This window comes from Kribbella soli (assembly GCF_004331345.1).
In the GTDB taxonomy this organism is placed as follows: Bacteria; Actinomycetota; Actinomycetes; order Propionibacteriales; family Kribbellaceae; genus Kribbella; species Kribbella soli.
The window spans coordinates 990,098-1,011,922 of the sequence record NZ_SJJZ01000004.1 but is presented as its reverse complement, the minus strand read 5'-3'; the positions used below and the strand labels follow the sequence as shown (position 1 = coordinate 1,011,922).

Genomic DNA, 21,825 nt, shown 5'->3' with positions numbered 1-21,825 from the left:
GACGGTAACCGCTCAGCCCTCCGCGCGCGGCCTGAACGCCTCCAGCGCCTCCGTGTCGGAGTAGGTGTGCAGCAGGTACTCAGCGACCCACTCCGCACGACCCGGGTACGTCGACTCGCTCTCGATCCGGGCTGCAGCTTCGGCCGCGTCGAGCGGTGCACGCCGCAGCTGTACGCCGTCCTCGGTCAGGAGCGCCCAGCTCGGACCGGGAGCGCCGTACGGCATCCCGACGCTTCCGGCGTTCACCACCAGCCGCCGATCGACCTGCCGGGCGAACGGCATGTGTGTGTGCCCGCAGACCACCGTCCTGACCTCGTCCGGCAGTCCCTCGAACACCTGCGCCCACCGGGAGATCGGGCTGTCCACCAGCACCATCTCCTCGTCGTCGCGCGGAGTGGCGTGACAGAACAGCACGTCCCCGATCGTCACGGTCGTAGGCAGTGCAGCAAGCAGCTCAACCTGGTCCGGCCGCAACTGCTCCGCAGCCCAAGGACTCACCGCATCCGGCGCCTTGGCGTCATAGGTCCCCCGAGCCATCTCCACAAGCTCCCGGTCCGCGTTGCCGCGCACCCACACCACCCGCTCGCCCAGCCCCGTCAACAAATCCAACGTCTCCACGGGCTGCGGCCCACTCGCGATGTCCCCGGCCAGCACGATCAGCTCGGCCTGCTGTGCATCTGCCAGCACCGCCTCCAGCGCAGGCAGCACGCCATGAATGTCAGCCAGAACGGCAACCGTCGTCATGCCCGCAGTCTGCCGCGAAAACCCTTGTGGTGCGGGGACATCTGCTCAGGGCAGATCACCGGGCGAAGTCGATCTGTTTGGCGCTGACGACTTCGGTCGCGCGTTCACACGCTGCGGTGCCGAGGGAACAGCGTACGACTGTGCTCTTCGTGTTCGGATCCTGACCGCCGCCGGCCACCACCGCGACCATCAGCAGGTGCTGTTCGTCCTCTGCGACGGCCTCGTAGAAACAGCCACTCCACTGATGCTGTACGGCGCCGGTGCGCGAGTCCAGCGCGGTAATGATGTTGCTGCAGTAGCTGTCGCCGTACGCCGGTGTACCGATCGCAACGGCGCCATCGGGGGTGAAGCCGGTGACCCGGTAGTCGCAGGTCTTGAATCGCTTCTTGCCGGTGGCGATCTCGATGACTGTGGAGCAGCCGTCGCCGCTGCTGTTCGCAGGCAGTGCAGACGCCAGGCGGCCGTCCTGCGAGACAGCCATCGCGTCTCCGGCGACTGTCTTCACCAGAACGGCTTTTGCTGCGCCTGGCGTCCAGGAATACAGCTTCAAGGTCGTCTCGGCGCCCTTGACGGAAGCCTTGTAGTAGATCGTGTCCTTCGTGTAGGCGAGCACAAAGATGCTCTGGACGTCCGGGAGCTCCAGGGACTTCGCCGAGGCCCCGTTGTCCGCGTAGAGCGTCGCGCCGTACGTCTGCTGCCCGACGACCACTGGTGGGGTGGTCGCGTACGCCACGGCCGACTGGTCCGCCGTCCCAGCCAGGGTCATGACATGCGGCGTACGGCGAACCACTGCGCCGCTGGAGCTGACCTTGAGCAATTCGCCGCCGGAGGTCGTTGCGAGCACGCTGGTACCCAGGCGGGCGACCTCCATGAGGCTGCCGCTGCTAGGGACCTTCAGCTCCTTCCCGGCGCCGAGCACCGTGCGATCGAAGCGATAGGCCAGCTGCGGATCCTGGCCCTGCGTCAGCTTGGCGGCCTCGAGAGCAACCGGACCGGAGGGGATCTGGGGTGTCGTCGACGCAGACCTCGGCGTGAGCGACGGCTTCGGTGTCGGGGTCTGTGTGGGCACTACGACCGGGGTCGTGCTGAGCACCGGGGTCGGCGGCGTGGGTGACGGCGTAGGGCTCGGGGCGCCGCCCAGTGGTGCGGCGACGGTTGAGGAGGCTGACTTGGGGCCCTGGCGGTAGGCGAGGCCTCCGCCGGCAGCGACAGCAGCCACAGCCGTGACCGCCACAACAGCGATCAGACGGCCAATGCCGTGTCGCACCGGCGGAGGCGTCACGTCAGGCGCCGATCAGCAGCTGGCCCTTGGCGAGCGGAGTGGCGAGCTCGCAGGCGCCGCTGGAGATGGTGCAGCGCACAATCGACGCCGGAGTCTGGTCGCCGGTGTCGGCGAGCAGCAGGATGTGCTGGTCGTCCTCGGGAACCGCCTGCCGGAACACACCGGACCACTCGTGCAGCAGGCTGCCGTTCTTCGCCGACAGCACTGCCGCGATGCCGTCGCCGTACCCGTCCTGGTACTTCGACCCGGCGATGACTGTGGCGCCGTCCGGTGTAAAGCCGGTGATCATGTAGTCGCAGGTGCGCCACAGCCGCTTGCCGGCCGGGACGGTGAGGAGGCTGCTGCAGCTGCTCTGGTCTGCCAGCGTGGTCAGCGAGCCCGCCGTACCTGCACCAGACACCGCCAGCGCCTTCGGGATGCTCTTGAGCAGGGTGGCCTTCGACTCGCCCGGCGTCCACTCGTACAGCGCGGAGACCCCGTCCTGCGTGGTGGAGGCGTCAAAATAGACCTTGCCGTCGACGTACGCCTCCAGCGTGGTGTTCCAGATATCCGGGACGGTGATCTTCTGGACGCCCTGCGCCTCGGCCTGCTCGGCGTAGATGGTAGCGCCGGCCGTCGATTCGCCGGTGTCCTTGAGCTTCGTGCCGGCGTACGCCGCGGCGCTGCCGTCGTCCGTGGTGACGATCTGGGTGACGTCCGGCGTCCGTCGGGTGATGTTGCCTTCGCTGTCGAGGGTCAGCATCTCGTTGCCGAAACCCTTGGTGACCACGGCGAGCGACGTATTGCCCAGCCGCGCGACCTCCTGGATGTCGGTGGCGCCGGGGATCTTGACGTCCTCGCCGGCGCCGCCGCGGATCGTCCGGCCGCTCAGGTACGTGATCTGCGGCGTCCGGCCCGGGGTGAGCTTCTTCAGGTCGATCTTCGTCTTCACCGGACCGGCCGACGTGGTCGACGGTTTGGAGGAAGGAGTCGACGTCGGGGTCGGCGTCGGTTTGGCCGTGGTGGTGCTCTTCGTCGGGGTGCTGGTCGCCGGTGACGGGGAGCTGGACAGGGGAGCCGCGTCGGCTTCTGCATTGGCCTGCGGGCCTTGGCGCCACGCGAGGGCTCCGCCGCCCGTGATGGCGGCGACGGCGACAGCTGCGACGAGGGCGACCAGGCGGCCGTTCTGCACTCGCATCGGCGATCTCCTCAACAATTCATGGTCAGGTCACGGTTACGGACCGTGCGGCGGACCACGGCCGGGGCGGGAGATCAGCATCCCGCTGTCGCAGATGTGACGCCGGAAAATACCGCTTTGTTCACTCCAGCGAACGGGTCGCAGAACGGATCGAGCATAATTACGCCATGGACCAGCCACCGCGGATCGGCCGGTACTCCCTGGTCCGCCGGGTGGGTGCCGGGGGTTTCGCGACCGTCTGGCTGGCGCGCGACGAGCAACTGGACGCCGAGGTCGCGGTCAAGATCCTGTCCGAGAACTGGGTCGAGGACGAGGACGTCCGCCGGCGGTTCCTGGCCGAGGGCCGGTTCCTGCGCAAGGTCGACTCGCTGTACGTCGTCGGCGTGCACGACATCGGCGAGGCCGACGACGGCCGCCCGTTCATGGTCCTCACCTACGCCGACGGCGGCACGCTCGCGGACCGGATCAAGGCCGGCCCGCTCGAGTTCGGCGAGGCGGTCCGGATCATCACGCAGGTCGGCCGCGGCCTGAAGCACCTGCACGCCCGCGGTGTCCTGCACCGCGACGTGAAACCGGCCAACGTCCTGTTCCGCAGCGATCCGAACGGCGACCGGGCGATGCTGTCCGACCTCGGTCTGGGCAAGTCGCTCGCTGAGGTCTCGCGGATCACGATGCCCGGCGGCACCCCGGCGTACGTCGCACCGGAACAGGTGATGGGCGAACGGCTGGACCACCGCGCCGACCTGTACTCGCTCGGCGCGGTCGCGTACGCCGCCTTCACCGGCCAGGCACCGCATGGCGTGGCCAGCCTCGGTGCGGTGATGCAGATCGAGGCACCGCCGCCCTCGATGACCACACTGCGCGAAGACGTGACGGATGCGATCGACGTCGTCGTACGGCGTGCTCTCGAGCCCGACCGGGACAAGCGCTGGCCGGACCTCGACAGCTTCCTCAACGCACTGCGCGAGGCGCACACCACGGGCAAGATCCCGGCGGGGCTGGTGCCGGCCGCAGAGATGCCCACACCGAGCGCCGCGACCGCTCCGGTCGACCAGGCGACCGCACTGGCCAGCGCCGGCCAGTCCACCGTTGCTGCGAAGCCCCAGCGTCGCGGGCGGGCAGGTGTGTTCACAGCACTCGCTGCAGTGGTGCTGGCAGCCGGCGGCGGGTACGGCGGCTACCAGTACGTCCTGACCCGCCCGGTGAACGTGGAGAACAGAGGCCTGTCCGTAGAGGTCCCCCGCCAGTGGGGCGAGCAGGCGACCGCCGACAAGTCTCTTGTGGTCAGCACAAACACGTCTACGTGGCAGACCGACCCGGACACCGAAGGTGTCTACCTTGGCCTGGTGAACGCCACTCAACTGCCGACGAGTGCCTCCCCGCCGCCTGGGTGCACCGGAGGAGGTGACCCGGAGAAGTCTGGAGATGTCGTCACCTTCAGGTACAGCTGCAACGACGTGCCAACCGTGCTGGAGCAGTACAAGAAGGTGAACGACACGACTCTCCTCCGGGTGCAGGTACGCGACGACAACCCGAAAACGCGTCAAGCAGTCGTGGACTCAGCGACGTACACGTCCTAAGGAACCAGTGACGTCAGGGACGAGATGGTTGCCTTGTGCATGCGGGGGATGACGTTCAACGTGGCGGGGTCCGACGCGTACAGGTGTGAGCCGGACTCGTAGACCAGGTACGCGGTGCCGTTGTACTCCGTGATGCCCTCGGTCATGCTCGGGGCGCGGAAGCAGCTCAGCGCCGCCGCGTCCAGATCCTTCTGACCGCGCTTCACCACGTAGATGTTGCTGCGGTTCCCACGCCCGTACGACGTGCTGTAGATGAAGTGGTTGGCGGTGATCGTCAGCCCCTGCGTCTTCGTCGGGACCTCCCAGGCGCCGGCCAGCGTCGTCAGCGTTCCGTCGTCCGCGATCTTGTACTCGTACATGGTCCCGCGACCGGTCTCGTTGAACGTCCCGGAGAACAACGAGTCCCCGTAGCTCCCCATGAACGACGATCCGGCCACGTCACGCGCCGTACCGACCTGCCCGAGGTACGGCGTACCGGCGGCCTTCAACGCGTCGCGCAACTCCGTCAGCCGGTACTTGCGGATGCTGCTGCCTTGGCCGGACACGAACGCCCAGCCCTTGCTCACGGTGATCCCGCCGACGTGGGACTCGGCGATCGCGACCACGCCGACCGTCGAGCCGGTGGACGGATCGATGCCGTAGATCTGCGAGTCGGCGCCCGCGCGGTACGCCGCGATCAGGATCAGGTTCTTGCCGGAGCCGTCCCAGTTGTACCAAGTACCGGCGCCTTGCGGGGTGTGCGTGCTGAGGTTGGGGATGCTCGCGCTGTTGCTGAACCGGGCGTCGTACTTGTAGGAGGCCGACGGTCCGTCGTAGAACGTCGAGCCGCCGCTGGTCGAGGTGTCGCAACTGATCGCGGCATGCGCGGGCAGTGCAGTTGTCAGGGCGCTCGTGAGGGCGGCGGCTGTGGTGAGGATGGCGGTCGAAATGGCAAGAAAGCGCATGATGACCTCTGGAGGTTGGGCGGAAACCTACGAGAATTTCAGAGTAAATCGGCAATGAGCAACGCGCGAGGGTTCACCGGGCGTCGGCTCCGCGAACGGACGCCGTACGGTTGTCGCATGAGCGATCTGTCAGCGGCGATCGACCGCGTTCTGCCCAGCGTCCGTGCCGACCTCGAGGACCTCATCCGGATCCCGTCGGTCAGTTACGAACCGGCCCGCGCGGCCGATGTCCAGCGATCCGCGGAGGCGACCGCGGCGTTGTTCGAGGCCGAAGGCTTCACGGTGAAGATCGTCCAGGCCGGCGAGGGCGCGCCCGCGGTCATCGCGAAGAAGGCCGCGCCCGCGGGCAAGCCGACGGTGCTGCTCTACGCGCACCACGACGTCCAGCCGACCGGGGCGGTCGAGCAGTGGACGTCGGACCCGTTCGAGCCGACCGAGCGGGGCGACCGGCTGTACGGGCGGGGCGCGGCCGACGACAAGGCCGGGATCGCCGCACACCTGGCCGCAGTACGGGCCTTCGGCAACGATCTGCCGGTGGGCGTGACGGTGTTCGTCGAGGGCGAGGAGGAGATCGGCTCACCGACCCTGCTGCAGCTGCTGGACGAGTACTCCGACGAGCTCGCCGCCGACGCGATCGTGATCGCGGACTCGGGCAACTGGGATGTCGGCCGGCCGGCGCTGACGGTGTCGCTGCGCGGTCTGGTCGAGGCGTACGTCGAGGTGCGGACGCTCGATCATGCGGTCCATTCCGGTTTGTTCGGTGGGCCGATCCCGGACGCGCTGTCGACGTTGTGCCGGCTGCTCGCGACCTTGCACGACGACAAGGGCGACGTCGCGGTGGACGGGCTGCACGCCTCCCGGGCAGCCGATGTGGAGTACCCGGAGGACCGGCTGCGGGCCGAGTCGAGCGTTCTGGACTCCGTTCGGCTGACCGGCTCGGGCTCGTTGGTCGACCGGTTGTGGACGCGGCCGGCGATCGCCGTACTGGGGATCGACGCGCCGTCCGTGGCGGAGGCCAGCAACACGCTCGTGCCGGTCGCGCGGGCCAAGGTGAGCCTGCGGGTCGCGCCGGGCGACGACGCGATCAAGGCGAGCGCGGCGCTGAAGGCGCACCTCGAGAACCACGCGCCGTGGGGTGCGCAGGTCACCGTCACCGAGGGGCAGAACGGTCAGCCGTGCAGCGTGAACGCCCGCGGCGCCGGGTACGAAGCGGCCCGGGCGGCGTTCAAGACCGCGTGGGGTGTCGAGCCGATCGACATGGGTATGGGCGGGTCGATCCCGTTCATCGCGGAGTTCCAGCAGACCTTCCCGCAGGCCTCGATCCTGGTCACCGGCGTCGAGGATCCGGACACCCGCGCGCACGGTATCGACGAGGGTCTGCACCTCGCGGAGTTCACCAAGGTCTGCCTGGCAGAGGCCCTTCTGCTGCAGAACCTCGCAAACCAGTCGTGACCGGGCTTTTCGGCGACCCAGTGTTTGGCATAGGTTTCGGCGAGTGAAGATCGCAGTCGTACGGGAGACCAGACCGGCGGAGCGCCGGGTCGCGCTGGTGCCGGAACAAGTCGCGAAACTGATCGAGCTCGGTTACGAGGTCGCGGTCGAGCCGGCCGCCGGTGAACGCGCGCTGTTCTCCGACGACCAGTACCGCGACGCCGGCGCCGAGGTGGCCTGGGGTGCTGACCACGCCGCCACCATCGTGGCGTCGGTGCAGCCGCTCGAACGCGAGCGCCTGCAACGGTTGCACGCCGGTACGGCGCTGATGTCGTTCCTGCCGACGAACCCGCCAGACGTGGTCCGGACCGCAACCCGGGCCAAGCTGACGGTGTTCGCGATGGAGCTGATCCCGCGGATCTCCCGGGCCCAGTCGATGGACGCACTGTCGTCACAGGCGCTCGTCGCCGGGTACCGGGCCGCGATCGTCGCCGCCGAACGGCTGCCGCGATTCTTCCCGCTGAACATGACCGCGGCCGGCACCGTCCCGCCGGCCCAGGTCCTCGTGCTCGGCGCCGGCGTGGCCGGCTTGCAGGCGATCGCCACCGCGAAACGCCTCGGAGCGGTGGTCAAGGCGTACGACGTACGTACTGCCGCCGCGGAGGAGATCGCGTCGATGGGCGCCGTACCGATCGAGCTCGAACTCGGCACGCTCGACGGACCCGGCGGCTACGCCCGCGAGATGACCCCGGAGCGCGCGCAACTCCAGCGTGAACTGCTCACGCCGTACGTCGCCGCCGCGGACGCCCTGATCACGACGGCCGCCGTACCGGGCCGGACCGCGCCGATGCTGGTGACACGGCAGATGGTCGAGCAGATGAAGCCGGGGTCGGTCGTGGTGGACCTGGCGTCCGAGCAGGGCGGCAACGTCGAGGGATCCGTCGCCGGGACCGAGCTGACGATCGGCGACGCACTGGTCTGGGGCGGCGCGAACGTGCCGTCGCAGATGGCCGGGCCCGCCTCGCGGCTCTACGGTCAGAACATCGCGAACCTGATCCGGCTGATGACCCGGAACGCCGCGTTCGATCCCGACTTCGACGACGAGATCGTCCGCGGCTGCTGCGTCACCCACGACGGCGCCGTACTCCACGAGCCCACCCGAGAGCTTTTGAAGGGCCAGGCATGACGGAATCCATCGCGTTGCTGACGATCTTCGTACTCGCGGCGTTCGTCGGGGTCGAGGTGATCAGCAAGGTCTCCTCGACACTGCACACCCCGCTGATGTCGGGGGCGAACGCCATTCACGGCGTCATCCTGGTCGGCGCCATCATCGTCACCGGCGCGGCCGACTCCGCGATCGTGGTGATCGTCGGGCTGCTGGCCGTCGTACTGGCGACGGTGAACATGGTCGGCGGGTTCGTGGTCACCGACCGGATGCTGGAGATGTTCAAAGGTCCGGGGGCTCGCAAGAAGGAGCTGCACAAGTGATCCCCACCTGGGCCCAGATCGGGTATCTGGTCTCCGCGGTCTGCTTCATCGTCGCGCTGAAGGCACTGTCGTCGCCGCGCAGCGCGCGCACCGGCAACCTGATCGGCGCCGCCGGAGCTGTCCTCGCGGTGATCATCACGTTCGCTGCCTACAAGCCCGACCACCTGGCGTCGATCCTGATCGCGCTGGCGATCGGCACCGTCGGCGGTGTGATCGGGTCGCGGCGGGTGCAGATGACCCAGATGCCGCAACTCGTTGCCTTGTTCAACGGCGTCGGCGGCGGCGCGGCCGCGCTGGTCGCCCTGGTCGAGCTCGGCGACGTGCCCTCCGACGCGACCGTCGCGGCGATCGCCACGGCGTTCACGGTCCTGGTCGGCGCGATCAGCTTCTCCGGCTCGGTGGTCACGTTCGCCAAGCTGCAGGAACTGATGACGACCCGTCCGGTGACGTTCCCGGGTCTGCCCGTGCTCTTCGTCGCCTCGCTGCTGGGCGGCATCGCGCTCGCGGCCTGGCTCGTGTCGGATCCGCGGGTGTGGGTCGGCGTACTGCTCTGCCTCATCGGTCTCGCGATCGGCGTGATGCTGGTGCTGCCGGTGGGTGGTGCCGACGTACCGATCGTGATCTCGCTGCTGAACGCCTTCACCGGTCTGACGGTGGCCGCGGGCGGTTACGTGCTCGGGAACACGCTGCTGCTGGTCGCGGGCACGCTGGTCGGTGCCGCCGGTACGTTGCTGACCAAGCTGATGGCGGACGCGATGGGACGGTCCGTCTTCAACATCCTGTTCGGTGCGGTCCGCGGCGGGTCGACGCTGGGCGCCGGTACGGCGTCCGACCGGCCGGTCATCTCGGCGGGACCGGAGGACGTCGCGATCCTGCTCGGGTACGCGAGCAAGGTCATCATCGTGCCCGGGTACGGTCTCGCCGTCGCGCAGGCGCAGCACACCCTCCGCGACCTCGTCGAGGAACTGCAGAGCCGCGGGGTCAAGGTCGACTACGCCATCCACCCCGTCGCCGGCCGGATGCCGGGCCACATGAACGTGCTGCTCGCCGAGGCCCAGGTGCCTTACGAGCAGCTGCGCGAGATGGACGACATCAACGGCGACTTCAAGACGACGGACGTGGTCCTGGTCGTCGGCGCCAACGACGTGGTCAACCCGGCCGCCCGCAACACCCCGTCGGCCCCCATCTACGGCATGCCGATCCTGAACGCCGACGAGGCCCAGCGAGTCATCTTCCTCAAACGCTCCATGCGCCCCGGCTTCGCGGGAATCGAGAACGAACTCCTCTACGACCCCCGAACCACCCTCCTCTTCGGCGACGCCCGAGACTCCCTCACCAAACTCCTCACCGCCCTGAAAACGGTCTAGACCCGCACCAAATGCAACGGCCGTCGGCGCCCGCTCAAGCGGTGCGCCGACGGCCGAACTGTTTTCCGGTAACTAATTGGCACCTGGTGGCAGAAAGTTTCCGCAAAGCGGCCCCGGAAGCAGGTGGCCACCCCCGGCCAACGACCTCCCCGGCCAGTGCCGCCCGTTGCCCGCGCCGCGGGCGCTCTGTTTGACTCTCGTACCGAGAGGCCGGGCGGCGCACCTTTCCTCTCTCCCTTCGCGCCCCACAGAGGAGAACCCTTTGACCCGCCGTACCAAGCCCCTTTCCCGCTCCTGGGACTGGGGCTAATCCACCCACCCCCGCTGCGCCGCCCGAACCCCCAACTCAAACCGCCCCGAAGCCCCCACCTGCTCACTCAACTTCGCCGCAATCCGCCGCACAGTCCGCATCGAAACCCCAAGCTTCCGAGCCACCTGCTCATCGGTCGCCCCATGCACCAGGAGCCGAAGAAACTCAGCCTCCTGAGCACTGATCCCACCGTCCCGAGCACGCTGTTCCTCGGCGAATGGCTCGAATCCCTGGTCCCACAGACTGAGGAACAGTTCTTCAGCCATCCGCACCACAGGGCGACTGTGATGCACAACGGCGCCGACTGAGCTGTCATCGGGGTTGATCCCCATGACTGCCGATTCGCGGTCGAAGATGACCAGTCGGAACGGCACAGCCGGAGCGATCCGTACCTTCCCGCCTTCGCCGACGATAAAGCGGTCGAACTCGGGTGCTCCAGGGCGCTTCCATTAGGCGTCTGGAAAGAGGTAGCGAATCTTGATGCCACGCTCGAGATGCTGCTTGTCGGGAAAGACTTCGGGATCCATGCTGGTAGACCTCTGGGATTGAGTCATTCCCCAGAGCGAGTTCTTCGGATGGAAGCGCTGCATTCTCTGGTTAGCGAGTTCACGTCCTTCGAGGATTTCGACGTCACGCGTCGTCCGCTGAGCCAAGAAATTTGCAAGGTCGGGTCCGCCCCATTTCGGTGGCAAGCTCGTTCAACCGCGTGGCACGCCCGAGCTCCGGCCGCTGCAGCAGGAGCCGGTAGACCGCGAGGAGATCCTCCGTAAGTCCTGCGGAGTCGAACAACGTCGTTAGACCCAGCCGCGCTTGGCGGCAGCCACTCCGAGTTCGAAGCGGCTGGCGGCGTCCAGGCGTTCGGAGAGGTTGGCGGTGATGCGGCGGGCGGTGCGGAGCGAGATGCCGAGGAGGCGGGCCACCTGCTCGTCTTTGGCTCCACCGGCCAGAAGGCGCAATACCTCGGCCTCGTGTGGTGTGAGCGGCGTCTCGTCGTCGCGGTCGTCGGCGTCGAACATCTCGGTCGCGCGGGACCAGTAAGCGTCGAACAGCGCCAGGGCGACCGACACCACCGCCGGGGTGCGGTGGATCACCGCGCCGGCGGTCGGGCTCTCCGGGTCCATCGGCATGACTGCGATCTCCTGATCGAAGATCAGGAGCCGCATCGGCAGCGTCGGCGTCGCCCGAACCTCGCCACCGAGCCTGTGTATGGTCTCGGCGTACTCCACCGCCAGTTTCGAGGCGGTCATGCTCTGGAGGTACACGGTTCTCATCTTGATGCCGCGTCCCAGGAGCTCGAAGTCAGGCGAGCGCTCCGCCCTCGGGACTGCGTCGTCGAAATGCGCTGGCACCAGGCCCCAGGACGTGTCCTTGGTCTTTAGCGCGAGCTCCTCGATCCGGCGCGAGGCGTTGGCGCGGCCTTTGAGTACCTCGACGTCCCCGCTGCTGCGCGATGTCAGTAGTTCGTTGTACTGCTCTGCGATGACCTCGGCGGAGGCTTCGGCTTCCTTCAGCTCGCCGAGCGCCTTGTTCAGCTCGGTCCGCCGCCGTTCGGCCAGGCCGGTTAGCCCGACGCGAGGGTGGACTGCGTGCTCGCCTTCGGGGTTGGTCCAGGTCGGGACCAGAAGCTCCAGCCTTCGGAGCTGGTCCATCAGTTCTTGGACTTCGGCCGTCGAACGATCTACTAGCGCCGCAATCTGCTCGGGCGTACTGTCTGGGTGGCTGAGAAGGGCGTGATAGACCGCAAAAGTGGCTTCGTCCACCCCCAGCGGCTCCAGCACGATCCTTCTCCTCCAGAAACTTGTCGGAACCGACCATATACAGAGTGCGTCGACAATGAGCACCCAATGGTGGTTTCGGATTATTTCTGAAGGGACGATACGTGATCAAGAAGCTGCTGACGGTAGTCGGCGTTGCGCTGCTTCTCTTCGCGGCCACACCCACGGTTTCGTTCGCGGCGCCTGGCAGCGACCCCGACTGCATCGGGCACATCTGCTGGTAGGACGCTGGTAAGTCGCCGTCGTCGCGTCCCGTAGACTGCTGGTGTGGCTCGTGGCGATGGTCGGCTTACTCATGAACTCGACCCGCAGGATCTGGGTCCGCAGGACGCCTGTGGCGTCTTCGGGGTCTGGGCGCCGGGGGAAGAGGTTGCCAAACTCACCTACTTCGGGCTCTATGCCTTGCAGCACCGGGGGCAGGAGTCGGCCGGGATCGCGGTCAGTAACGGGAGTCAGATTCTCGTTTACAAGGACATGGGGCTGGTCAGCCAGGCGTTCGACGAGGCGACTCTCGCCTCGCTCCGCGGGCATATCGCGATCGGCCACTGCCGGTACTCGACGACCGGGTCCAGTGTCTGGGCCAACGCGCAGCCGACGTTCCGGTCTACCGCGACCGGGTCGATCGCGCTCGGTCACAACGGCAACCTGACCAACACCAGTGAACTTGCCGCGAGCCTGAACGGCGAAGGTGACCTGGATCTCGGTCTCGACGCCGACGTCGACCACGCGAAGGCGAACGCGAAGCACGGTGCGTCGAGTGACACCGACATCCTCACCTCGATGCTCGCCGGGTACCCGGACCTGACCATCGAGCAGGCGGCCGCGAAGATCCTCCCGAAGGTCAAGGGCGCGTTCAGCCTGGTCTTCATGGACGAGAACACGCTGTACGGCGCCCGCGACCCGCAGGGCATCCGCCCGCTGGTGCTCGGCCGGCTGGAGCGCGGCTGGGTGATCGCCAGCGAGACCGCCGCCCTGGACATCGTCGGCGCGAGCTTCATCCGCGAGGTCGAGCCGGGGGAGATCGTCGCGATCGACGCCGACGGGCTCCGCTCGACGCGGTTCGCCGAGACGGACCCGAAGGGCTGTCTGTTCGAGTTCGTGTACCTGGCCCGCCCGGACACCCAGATCTCCGGCCGCCGGATCTACTCGACCCGCGTCGACATCGGCCGCCGCCTCGCCCGCGAACACCCGGCCGAGGCCGACCTGGTGATCGCGACGCCCGAGTCCGGCACCCCCGGAGCGATCGGGTACGCCGAGGAGTCCGGCATCCCGTACGGCTCCGGCTTGGTGAAGAACGCGTATGTCGGCCGCACGTTCATCCAGCCGAGCCAGACGATCCGCCAGCTCGGCATCCGCCTGAAGCTGAACCCGCTGCGCGAGGTGATCGAGGGCAAGCGCCTGGTCGTCGTGGACGACACGATCGTCCGCGGCAACACCCAGCGCGCCGTCATCCGGATGCTGCGCGAGGCCGGCGCCAAGGAGATCCACGTCCGGATCACCGCGCCGCCGGTGAAGTGGCCGTGCTTCTACGGCATCGACTTCGCCAGCCGCGCCGAACTGATCGCCAACGGGCTGAACACCGAGGAGATCTGCCGTTCGCTCGGCGCCGACTCGCTCGGGTACATCAGCCTGGACGGCCTGGTCGAGGCGACCACGGTGCCGATGGACAAGCTGTGCCGCGCGTGCTTCGACGGGGTCTACCCGGTGGCGCTGCCGGAGCCGGAGCACCTCGGCAAGCACCTGCTCGAGCTGCCGGTGGCGACCGATGCCGATGGCCTGGCGACGGTCTCCGGCGGTGGCGGCGCCGCGGACGCGCTCAGCCGCCCGTAGTACCTCAAGGGAGAACAGAACGTGAGTCAAGGCGCGAGTTACGCCGCTGCCGGGGTCGACATCGAGGCCGGTGACCGGGCCGTCGAGCTGATGAAGGAGTGGGTGGCGAAGGCGACCCGCCCCGAGGTGGTCGGCGGGCTCGGCGGTTTCGCCGGGTTGTTCGACGCGACCGCGCTGACGGCGTACCGGCGGCCGCTGCTGGCGACGTCGACGGACGGGATCGGGACCAAGGTCGCGATCGCGCAGAAGCTGGACAAGCACGACACGATCGGGTTCGACCTGGTCGGGATGGTCGTCGACGATCTGGTCGTGTGCGGCGCGGAGCCGTTGTTCATGACCGACTACATCTGCACCGGCAAGGTGGTGCCGGAGACGATCGCGCAGATCGTGAAGGGCATCGCGGAGGCGTGTGTCGAGGCCGGTACGGCGCTCGTCGGCGGAGAGACCGCGGAACACCCGGGGCTGCTGGAGCCGGACGAGTACGACGTGGCGGGTGCGGCGACCGGTGTGGTCGAGGCGGACGAGGTGCTGGGCGCGGAGCGGGTGCGCGAAGGGGACGTCGTACTGGCGATGGCGTCGTCGGGACTGCACTCGAACGGGTACAGCCTGGTGCGGCACGTGTTCTTCGACCGTGCGAAGTGGGAGCTGGACCGGGTCGTGCCCGAGCTCGGTACGACGCTCGGTGAGGTACTGCTGACGCCGACGCGGGTGTACGCCAAGCACTGCCTGGAGCTGATCCAGGAGCTGAACGGCGGCGACGACAAGCCGTTGCACGCGATGTCGCACATCACCGGTGGCGGCTTCGCCGCGAACCTGGCGCGGGTGATCCCGGACGAGCTGTCCGTGCGGATCGACCGGTCGACGTGGACGCCGGCGCCGATCTTCGGGCTCGTCGGGCTACTCGGCGACGTCGCGCTCCCAGAGCTCGAGAAGACGCTGAACATGGGCGCCGGCATGGTCGCCGTACTGGACCCGTCGTCGGCCGACGCCGCGATCCAGGCGCTGGCGGCCCGCGATATCCCCGCCTGGGTGTGCGGCGAGGTCACAGCAACCCCGAGCGGCACGGTCACCCTCGAGGGAACCTACGCCAAGTAGGTCAGCTGACCACCTGCGAACGGTTCCGCAGTCCAGCCGTCCGACGCCTCGGGCGGCTGGATCGCTGGTCCCGTCACAGGTGGTGCTGGTGTGATGGAACACGTCGGCGCACGGAGAACCGCCCAGCCACCCGCGAGGGGCACCTGAGCAGCTCAGCCGGGCTGATGTTGCTTACCGACGGGGGTGGTAGTCGTCGGCGTCGTCACCGTCGCCGTCGTTGTCACCGTTTGCAGAACGGTCGCCACCCTGGTCACCGGACAGCTCACGCTTGAGCTGGTCCAAGTCGGTGTCCCAGGTGCGGTACTTCAGGTCGCGTGCGACCTTCGTCTGCTTGGCCTTTGCACGGCCGCGCCCCATAGCGTCGACCCCCTCGCACAAGTCAACCGGGTACGCTGCGTGGCGCCCACGGATCAGTCGTCAGTAATCGTGGTTCAAGGATACCCGGAGCGGCGGATCGACACACGCACCGCCCCCTGACCGAAGCCCAGAGAGGTCCGATCATTGCGTCGGCGGGGCGTGCCGGTCCCCTCAAACCAGCCCGCCCCGCCGCCTCCGCCCCCGCTACTTGACCTCGCGACGTGAGCTTGCCCACAGTCCGAGGACGGTCGGAAGAACGATCCACACCCCCACCGCGACCAGCGTCTCGGGCACCATCCCGTGCAGATCACGCTCCGCGATCCGGCCGAGCGCGCCGAACACGTCCAGCCAGTTCGCGTTGTCCTTGAACAGCGCCGGCCCGGCCAGCGACCAGGCGGTCGGCGCGATGAAGTACGCCAGGATCGCGACCGCGGTCTGCGGGATGACGGCACCGAAGGCAGCGCCCATCACGACGTTCAGCGCGACGGTCAGGTAGGCCCCGGCGAGCTGCCCGCCGAGTCCGGCGTACGACGCGGCGTGGTCGGTGATCCCACCGGCGAGGGCGGTGCTCGCGAGCGCCAGTACGACGACCGCGGTCATCACGACCACGCTCAGCACGACCGCCGACACGAACTTGGCCAGCTGCACGCGGACCCGGCGCGGCGACAGCGTGAACGTGGTCAGCGCGGTCCGCTGGGTCCACTCCGACGTCATCGCCATCACGCCGATCACCGGCAGCAGCAGCATCACGCCGGTGGACGCGGCGCCGAGGAACCCCTCGAAGCCGGCGTCACCCGTCGGCATGTGGGTGAACTGCCAGGTCAGCGCGGCGAGTGCGATCAGCAGGATCGCGGCGATCAGGACCCGGCCGCTGCGGGTGTTGACGGACTTGCGGAGCTCGATGGTGACGAGCTTCAGGAAGGACTGACCGCGTGCGGGCGGCAGGCTGGTCGCCACCTCGCTGCGGTGCTTGCCGGTTGTCGCAGGCGCGACGTCGGTCACGGTGGTCATAGAAGTCTCCAGAGAAAGTTCGAGGTGATCAGGCGGCTGCGGCAACGGGCTGTGACGGTTGAGCTGTCAGCTGGAAGAACAGGTCCTCCAGGCCGGCGCCGTCGCTCTGGCGGAGTTCGAGAAGGATCTGACCGGAAGCGGCGGCGACCCGCCCGACCTGCTCGGCGGTGGCGTCGACGCGCAGCGCGCCGTCGTGCAGCGGCTCGAGGTTCAGGCCGGCAGCGGTCAGGGCCTCGTTCAGGCCGATCGGGTCGAGGCCGCGGACGAGCGTGCCGGAACCGGCCAGCAGCTCCTCCAGCGAGCCGTTGGCGACGATCCGGCCGCCGCCGATGACGACCAGCCGGTCGACGGTCGCCTGCACCTCACCGAGCAGATGGCTGGACAGGATCACCGTGCCGCCGCGGGACGCGAAGTCCTGCAGCAGGCCACGCATCCAGCGGATGCCTTCCGGGTCCATCCCGTTCGCGGGCTCGTCGAGGATCAGTACGGCGGGATCGCCGAGCAGCGCGCTGGCGATACCGAGCCGCTGCCGCATACCGAGCGAGTACTGACCGACGCGGCGCTTCGCGGCGTGGCTGAGTCCGACCGCCTCGAGCATCTCGTCGGCGCGCGTCTTCGGCACGCCGAGCAGGCTCGCGTTCAGCAGCAACGTCTCGCGGCCGGTGCGGCCCGGGTGCTGCGCGGCGGCGTCCAGCATGACCCCGACGACACGGCCCGGGTTCGGCAGGTCGACATACCGCTTGCCGGTGATGGAGGCGGTGCCGGACGTCGGCGGCGTCAGCCCGGTGAGCATCCGCAGCGTGGTGGACTTGCCGGCGCCGTTCGGGCCGAGGAAGCCGGTGATGCTGCCGGGCTGAACGGTGAACGACACGTCCTGGACAGCCGTGGTGCTGCCGTAGCGCTTGGTCAGGTTCTCGACGGTGATCATGACATCGAGTCAACCGTCACCGACCCCCGTCGCACATCGGACGAGCGGCTGCTGTGACCCCCTACGAAAGTTGTCCGATCGGCTACGGAACCCACCCGGAAGGGGGACGTGATCGCGTCGACCATCGAACTACAGTGACGGAATGCGACGGTTGCGCCGGTGGTACGCCTGGTGGTTCAGGCATGCCCCGCGCCTGCGCGACATCCTGTTCGTCGGCTTCAGCCTGCTGACGATCGTCCTGCAGGCGGCGTCCGGTGCCGGCGGCTGGAGCCCCAGGGACTGGTACGTGCTGGGCGCCGGCATCGTCGCCTCGGTCGCGCTGCTCTGGCGCCGGCGGTTCCCGGTGACCGTCACCGCGATCGCCGTGCTCGCGATGCTCACCGGGTCGATCTTTGTCCCGATGGGTCTCGCCCTGCTGACGCTGGCGATCCGCCGCCGCGACATCGCACTCGCGATCCTCGGCCTGGCCGCGTATGCCGCCTACGTGCTGAACAGCTGGGGCACCCAGAACCAGATCTGGGTGTCGATCTTCACCGGACCGTTCCTGGTCGGCACCTGGATCGCGATCGGCGCGTACATCGGTGCACGCCGCGACCTGATGGCGTCGCTGCGGGACCGCGCCGAGCGCGCCGAGGCCGAACGCGAACTGCGCAGCGAGCAGGCCCGCCTGGGCGAGCGCGCCCGGATCGCGCAGGAGATGCACGACGTCCTCGCGCACAAGGTCTCGCTGATCGCGCTGCACGCGGGCGGTCTCGAGGTGAACCCGTCCGTCGGCCCCGACAAGGTCGAGGGCTCGGCCAGGTTGATCCGCGAGACCGCGCGGCAGGCGATGGAGGACCTCCGCGAGGTCCTCGGCGTACTGCGGTCCGACATCAGCGTGGACGGGGCGGACCTGACACCCGTTCCGAAGGCCTCGGACCTCGAGCGGCTCATCATGGCCTCGCGAGACGCCGGAGTTGCCGTGGGGTACGACGTCGCGCTGCCGGACGACGTACCGGTTTCTGTCGGGCGGACCGTCTATCGCTTGGTGCAGGAGTCGCTGACCAATGTGCACAAACATGCGCGCAGCGCCGCGACCGACGTACAGGTCCATGGCGCACGTGGTGAAGGCGTGACGGTCAGGGTGACGAACGTCCGGCCGGTCGCTGCTGGTTCACTGCTGCCTGGTGCCGGTGCCGGTCTGGTCGGTCTGCGGGAGCGGGTGCAGCTGGTCGGCGGCCGGCTCTGGACCGGACCGACGACGGAAGGCGGCTGGCGGGTGGAAGCCTGGCTGCCGTGGGCGGACAGCCGCGAGCCGTCCGACCCGCTGCTGCCTGACCAGGTCGAGGCCCTGCACGGAGACGCGGTATCGCACGGAGAAGAAGGAGAGCGATGACTCGGCTGTTGATCGTGGACGACGAGGCACTGGTGCGGGCCGGGCTGAAGATGATCCTCGAGTCCGACGACGAGCTCGAGGTGGTCGCTGAGGCAGAGGACGGCGCGGACGCGGCGAGGATGGTGAAGGAGCACCGGCCGGACGTGGTGCTGATGGACATCCGGATGCCGCGGCTGGACGGGCTGGCCGCCACCCGGGAGGTGCAGGCGCTGCCGGACCCACCGAAGATCGTCGTACTGACGACGTTCGACCTCGACGACTACGTGTTCCGTGCGTTGCAGGCCGGGGCCAGCGGGTTCCTGCTCAAGGACACGCCGCCGCGGGAGCTGGTGCAGGCGATCAAGGTGGTGGCGGCCGGGGATGCGATGCTGTCGCCGGCGGTGACGCGACGGCTGATCGGGCACTTCGCGGGGGATCCACGCGCTGACCGGAAGCGGGCCGCGCAGGAGCGGATCAACAAGCTGACCGAGCGCGAGCGGGAGGTGCTGGTCGCGGTCGGCCGCGGTCTGCAGAACGCCGACATCGGCCGGAAGCTCTTCATGAGCGAGGCCACCGTGAAGGCGCACGTCTCCCGCGCCTTGGTGAAGCTCGACGCGACCAACCGCGTCCAGGTCGCGATCCTGGCCTACGAAGCCGGCCTCCTCGACGACTGAACCCGTCACAAGGAAGACGGCAAAAGGAAACCGGCCCGATCCGTCGGAGGGGTGGGGGCGACGGTTCGGGCCGGTTTCACAAGTCAGCGTGCCTGGGGGGATAGGACGCTGACGACCGGCGGCGCCCAATGGGGGGAAGGACGCCGGCCGGTCAGGACTCAGACGCGGCCGAAGGCCACGCTGCTGGTCCAGATCTTCGCCTTCCGGACTGGGGTGCCCGGCTTCGAGGCGTGCCACAGCATGTTCCCGCCGGCGTAGATGCCGACGTGGTACACACCGCCGCCACCGTTGCGGAAGAACACGAGGTCACCCGGCTTGGCGGTCTTGCGGCTGATGTGCTTGGTCGCGCTGTACTGCTGGCGCGACGTGCGCGGCAGCTTCTTACCGGCCTTCTTGTACACGAAGCCGGTGTAGCCGGAGCAGTCGAAGCCGCGGGTCGTCGTGCCGCCGTAGCGGTACGGCGTGCCCTTGAGCTTGGCCGCCTCGCGGAGCACCTTGGCGCGGAACGTGGTGGTGCCGCTGCTGGCGCCGTACTTGCCGTAGAGCACCTTGTGCTTCGCGGCCCAGGTCAGCCGGCCCCAGGTCTTCTTGTCCATGTAGCCGGTGGCCTTCAGACCCCAGGAGGTCTGGAACTTCTTCAGGACCCGGACGGTGCTGGTGCCGAAGTAGCCGTCCGGACCCAGGTGCAGGGCCCTCTGGACGTACTTCACGGTCGGGCCGCGGTCGCGGAACCGGAGCAGCGGCTTGCTCGGGATGCTCCAGTATCCCCGCGGCGTCGTCGTCGCGGTGGCGGAGGTGGTTGCCGCGGAGGCAGCGGGGGTGGTGCTGACGGTGAGAGCGGCTCCACCGCCTACCGCCAGGCCGACCGTCAGAACGGCGGCTGCAGCCCGGGGAGTCCCAGGACGGGTGGTGGACCTACGGTGCTTCGCCAGAGTCCGGCCGGTAGGCCGGTTCGTACTGGATTCAGCGGTCTGGCTGACGGCGCGCAGAAGCGACGTCCGTCGGGCAGTGACGGGCATGGTTGTCTCCCGACGCCTGTGAAGTTAGCTGTCGGGTTCGGGCTGGGATTCATAGCCCGGTCCGCTCCCGCGGACTTCACCCCAGGGTCTCGGCCACTCACGGTCGAGACCCAACTTCATGGGTCCCCCACCCCTGCCATGTAGTTCGAGGGGAGCACATGGGCCCTGGCAGGGCTCGGCGTTGACCCGTGTGCGGTTCGTGTTGTTTACCGAACCGCCGACGACTGTATAACAGAACGATCACGACGCAAACCCTTAGATCCACAGAGTCGCTCCCAAAAGGCCCTGAGGGGGCTCCTGACGGGTCAGTGAGTCCTGGTGAACACCAGGTGTCCTGAGCGCGTCTGAGCGGGGCTGAGGCGGCAAATGAGCGCTCCCATGTGGCCTCGGTCACATTCTGCGGTAGCTTTCTGTGACAACGGGCACAGAGGGTGGTCAGGGCACCCTAAAGTTCTTGCGTCTTCAGCTATTTCCGAGCAGCTCGTGGAAGCGCTCCAGCCCCACATTCCCGCCTGACAGCACCACTCCGACGCGCTCCGGCAGCCCGTGGATCCGTCCGGCCAGCAACGCGGCCAGCGCACTCGCCCCACTCGGCTCCAGCACGATCTTCAGCCGCTCGAACGCGAACGCCATCGCCTCCAGGATCTCCGCGTCGCTGACCAGCTCGAACGACTCCACCAGCCGCTGGTTCACCGCGAACGTGAGCTCGCCCGGCGTCGAGATCGCCTGCCCGTCCGCGATCGTCCGCGGTATGGCGATCTCCACCCGCTCGCCCGCCGCCAGCGACCGGGCGTGGTCGTCACCCGCGGCCGGCTCGACACCGATCATCCGGATCCCGGGCGAGATCATCGTCGCCGCGGTCGCACAACCGGCCATCAGCCCGCCGCCGCCGACCGGGACGAGCAGCGCGCCCAGGTGCCCGACCTCCTCGATCAGCTCGAGCGCCACGGTTCCCTGCCCGGCCATCACGTCGGGGTGGTCGTACGGCGGGATCAACGTCCGCCCGCGCTCGGTCGCCAACTCCTGAGCCAGCGCGGTCCGGTCCTGCGTGTACCGGTCGTACGTCACCACCTCGGCGCCGTACCCGCGGGTCGCGGCCAGCTTCGTCGGCGGGGCGTCCTCCGGCATCAGGATCACCGCCGACGTCCCGGCGAGCCGTGCCGCCAGCGCGACGGCCTGCGCGTGATTGCCCGACGAGTACGCCGCCACGCCCGCTGCGAGCTGCTCCGGGGTGAGGCGGCTGACTGCGTTGTACGCCCCGCGGAACTTGAAGGCGCCGATCCGCTGGAAGTTCTCCGCCTTGAGGAACACCCGCGCGCCGACGCGCTCGTCGAGCGTCCGCGACGTGAGGACCGGCGTACGGTGCGCGACTCCGGCGAGGCGATCAGCGGCGGCCCGGACATCTGTGAGACTCAGCACGGTCATGGGCTGACGTTATCGGTGCGGAAGGCATGTCAAG

The 21,825-nt window shown here is 68.3% G+C and carries 20 protein-coding genes and 1 riboswitch; of the genes, 9 read left to right on the top strand and 11 right to left on the bottom strand.

The genetic code is table 11. The features are described 5' to 3' along the window. Positions 1-12: 12 nt before the first annotated feature. The 3 genes from E0H45_RS35660 to E0H45_RS35650 form a co-directional block, all read right to left on the bottom strand. Positions 13-744, bottom strand: coding sequence for a metallophosphoesterase family protein (locus tag E0H45_RS35660; RefSeq protein ID WP_131345707.1), 732 nt, complete (start codon positions 742-744; stop codon positions 13-15). A 55-nt stretch (positions 745-799) separates the two neighbouring features. Then, positions 800-1,963: a hypothetical protein gene (locus tag E0H45_RS35655; RefSeq protein ID WP_131345704.1), complete on the bottom strand. Its 1,164-nt coding sequence runs from the start codon at positions 1,961-1,963 to the stop codon at positions 800-802. Between the two features lie 64 nt (positions 1,964-2,027). Next, the gene (locus E0H45_RS35650) at positions 2,028-3,203 is read right to left on the bottom strand and encodes a hypothetical protein (RefSeq protein WP_165546704.1); all 1,176 of its coding nucleotides are present in this window, start codon (positions 3,201-3,203) and stop codon (positions 2,028-2,030) included. 167 nt (positions 3,204-3,370) lie between these two features. Between E0H45_RS35650 and E0H45_RS35645 the strand changes: the two genes are divergently transcribed. Further along, complete coding sequence (locus tag E0H45_RS35645) at positions 3,371-4,783, top strand: serine/threonine-protein kinase (protein WP_131345698.1); 1,413 nt, start codon at positions 3,371-3,373, stop codon at positions 4,781-4,783. On the opposite strand, the gene E0H45_RS35640 is transcribed toward E0H45_RS35645, so the two are convergent. Further along, a complete protein-coding gene (locus tag E0H45_RS35640; RefSeq protein ID WP_238155536.1) occupies positions 4,780-5,727 on the bottom strand; it encodes a hypothetical protein in 948 nt (315 codons plus the stop codon). The genes E0H45_RS35645 and E0H45_RS35640 overlap by 4 nt on opposite strands. 117 nt (positions 5,728-5,844) lie before the next feature. Here E0H45_RS35640 and E0H45_RS35635 point away from each other — a divergent pair, with 117 nt between their 5' ends. Genes E0H45_RS35635 through E0H45_RS35620 form a run of 4 tightly spaced genes read left to right on the top strand, consistent with a single transcriptional unit; the run spans position 5,845 to position 10,013 of the window. After that, positions 5,845-7,179: a dipeptidase gene (locus tag E0H45_RS35635; RefSeq protein ID WP_131345693.1), complete on the top strand. Its 1,335-nt coding sequence runs from the start codon at positions 5,845-5,847 to the stop codon at positions 7,177-7,179. 43 nt (positions 7,180-7,222) lie between these two features. Further along, on the top strand, positions 7,223-8,344 hold the full coding sequence (locus tag E0H45_RS35630) for an NAD(P) transhydrogenase subunit alpha (RefSeq protein ID WP_131293104.1): 1,122 nt from the start codon (positions 7,223-7,225) through the stop codon (positions 8,342-8,344). Then, positions 8,341-8,646 (top strand): NAD(P) transhydrogenase subunit alpha part 2, encoded by a 306-nt coding sequence (locus E0H45_RS35625; RefSeq protein WP_131293106.1) that lies wholly within the window; start codon positions 8,341-8,343, stop codon positions 8,644-8,646. Before E0H45_RS35630 ends, E0H45_RS35625 begins: the two co-directional genes overlap by 4 nt. After that, entirely contained in the window at positions 8,643-10,013 is a 1,371-nt protein-coding gene (locus E0H45_RS35620) for an NAD(P)(+) transhydrogenase (Re/Si-specific) subunit beta (protein ID WP_131345691.1), read from the top strand. The genes E0H45_RS35625 and E0H45_RS35620 overlap by 4 nt, the downstream gene beginning before the upstream one ends. Before the next feature lie 306 nt (positions 10,014-10,319). On the opposite strand, the gene E0H45_RS35615 is transcribed toward E0H45_RS35620, so the two are convergent. Continuing rightward, positions 10,320-10,697 (bottom strand): helix-turn-helix transcriptional regulator, encoded by a 378-nt coding sequence (locus E0H45_RS35615; RefSeq protein ID WP_131345688.1) that lies wholly within the window; start codon positions 10,695-10,697, stop codon positions 10,320-10,322. Positions 10,698-11,117: 420 nt separating this feature from the next. Further along, the gene (locus E0H45_RS35610; RefSeq protein ID WP_238155534.1) at positions 11,118-12,101 is read right to left on the bottom strand and encodes a helix-turn-helix transcriptional regulator; all 984 of its coding nucleotides are present in this window, start codon (positions 12,099-12,101) and stop codon (positions 11,118-11,120) included. A 264-nt stretch (positions 12,102-12,365) separates the two neighbouring features. Here E0H45_RS35610 and purF point away from each other — a divergent pair, with 264 nt between their 5' ends. Both purF and purM read left to right on the top strand, forming a co-directional pair. Further along, a complete protein-coding gene (purF, locus tag E0H45_RS35605; RefSeq protein ID WP_131345685.1) occupies positions 12,366-13,928 on the top strand; it encodes an amidophosphoribosyltransferase in 1,563 nt (520 codons plus the stop codon). Positions 13,929-13,949: 21 nt separating this feature from the next. Next, positions 13,950-15,023, top strand: a complete 1,074-nt coding sequence (gene purM, locus E0H45_RS35600) for a phosphoribosylformylglycinamidine cyclo-ligase (RefSeq protein WP_131345682.1) — start codon at positions 13,950-13,952, stop codon at positions 15,021-15,023. A 171-nt stretch (positions 15,024-15,194) separates the two neighbouring features. Here the strand turns inward: purM and E0H45_RS35595 are convergent, their stop codons facing one another. The 3 genes from E0H45_RS35595 to E0H45_RS35585 form a co-directional block, all read right to left on the bottom strand. Then, the gene (locus E0H45_RS35595) at positions 15,195-15,380 is read right to left on the bottom strand and encodes a DUF3073 domain-containing protein (protein WP_131293116.1); all 186 of its coding nucleotides are present in this window, start codon (positions 15,378-15,380) and stop codon (positions 15,195-15,197) included. A gap of 204 nt (positions 15,381-15,584) precedes the next feature. Further along, positions 15,585-16,391, bottom strand: a complete 807-nt coding sequence (locus E0H45_RS35590) for an ABC transporter permease (protein WP_131345679.1) — start codon at positions 16,389-16,391, stop codon at positions 15,585-15,587. Positions 16,392-16,419: 28 nt separating this feature from the next. After that, positions 16,420-17,319: an ABC transporter ATP-binding protein gene (locus E0H45_RS35585; RefSeq protein WP_131345676.1), complete on the bottom strand. Its 900-nt coding sequence runs from the start codon at positions 17,317-17,319 to the stop codon at positions 16,420-16,422. A gap of 142 nt (positions 17,320-17,461) precedes the next feature. Between E0H45_RS35585 and E0H45_RS35580 the strand changes: the two genes are divergently transcribed. Beyond that, positions 17,462-18,694: a sensor histidine kinase gene (locus E0H45_RS35580; protein WP_131345673.1), complete on the top strand. Its 1,233-nt coding sequence runs from the start codon at positions 17,462-17,464 to the stop codon at positions 18,692-18,694. Beyond that, positions 18,691-19,347 carry a response regulator gene (locus E0H45_RS35575; protein ID WP_131345671.1) on the top strand — a complete coding sequence of 219 codons (657 nt, stop codon included), beginning with the start codon at positions 18,691-18,693 and terminating at the stop codon, positions 19,345-19,347. Before E0H45_RS35580 ends, E0H45_RS35575 begins: the two co-directional genes overlap by 4 nt. A gap of 158 nt (positions 19,348-19,505) precedes the next feature. Here E0H45_RS35575 and E0H45_RS35570 read toward each other — a convergent pair whose 3' ends face one another. Beyond that, on the bottom strand, positions 19,506-20,366 hold the full coding sequence (locus tag E0H45_RS35570) for a C40 family peptidase (protein WP_131345669.1): 861 nt from the start codon (positions 20,364-20,366) through the stop codon (positions 19,506-19,508). Next, positions 20,366-20,533: riboswitch (cyclic di-AMP (ydaO/yuaA leader) on the bottom strand. Its footprint overlaps the gene before it by 1 nt. Before the next feature lie 295 nt (positions 20,534-20,828). Next, on the bottom strand, positions 20,829-21,791 hold the full coding sequence (locus tag E0H45_RS35565) for a threo-3-hydroxy-L-aspartate ammonia-lyase (RefSeq protein WP_131345667.1): 963 nt from the start codon (positions 21,789-21,791) through the stop codon (positions 20,829-20,831). Positions 21,792-21,825: the final 34 nt, after the last annotated feature.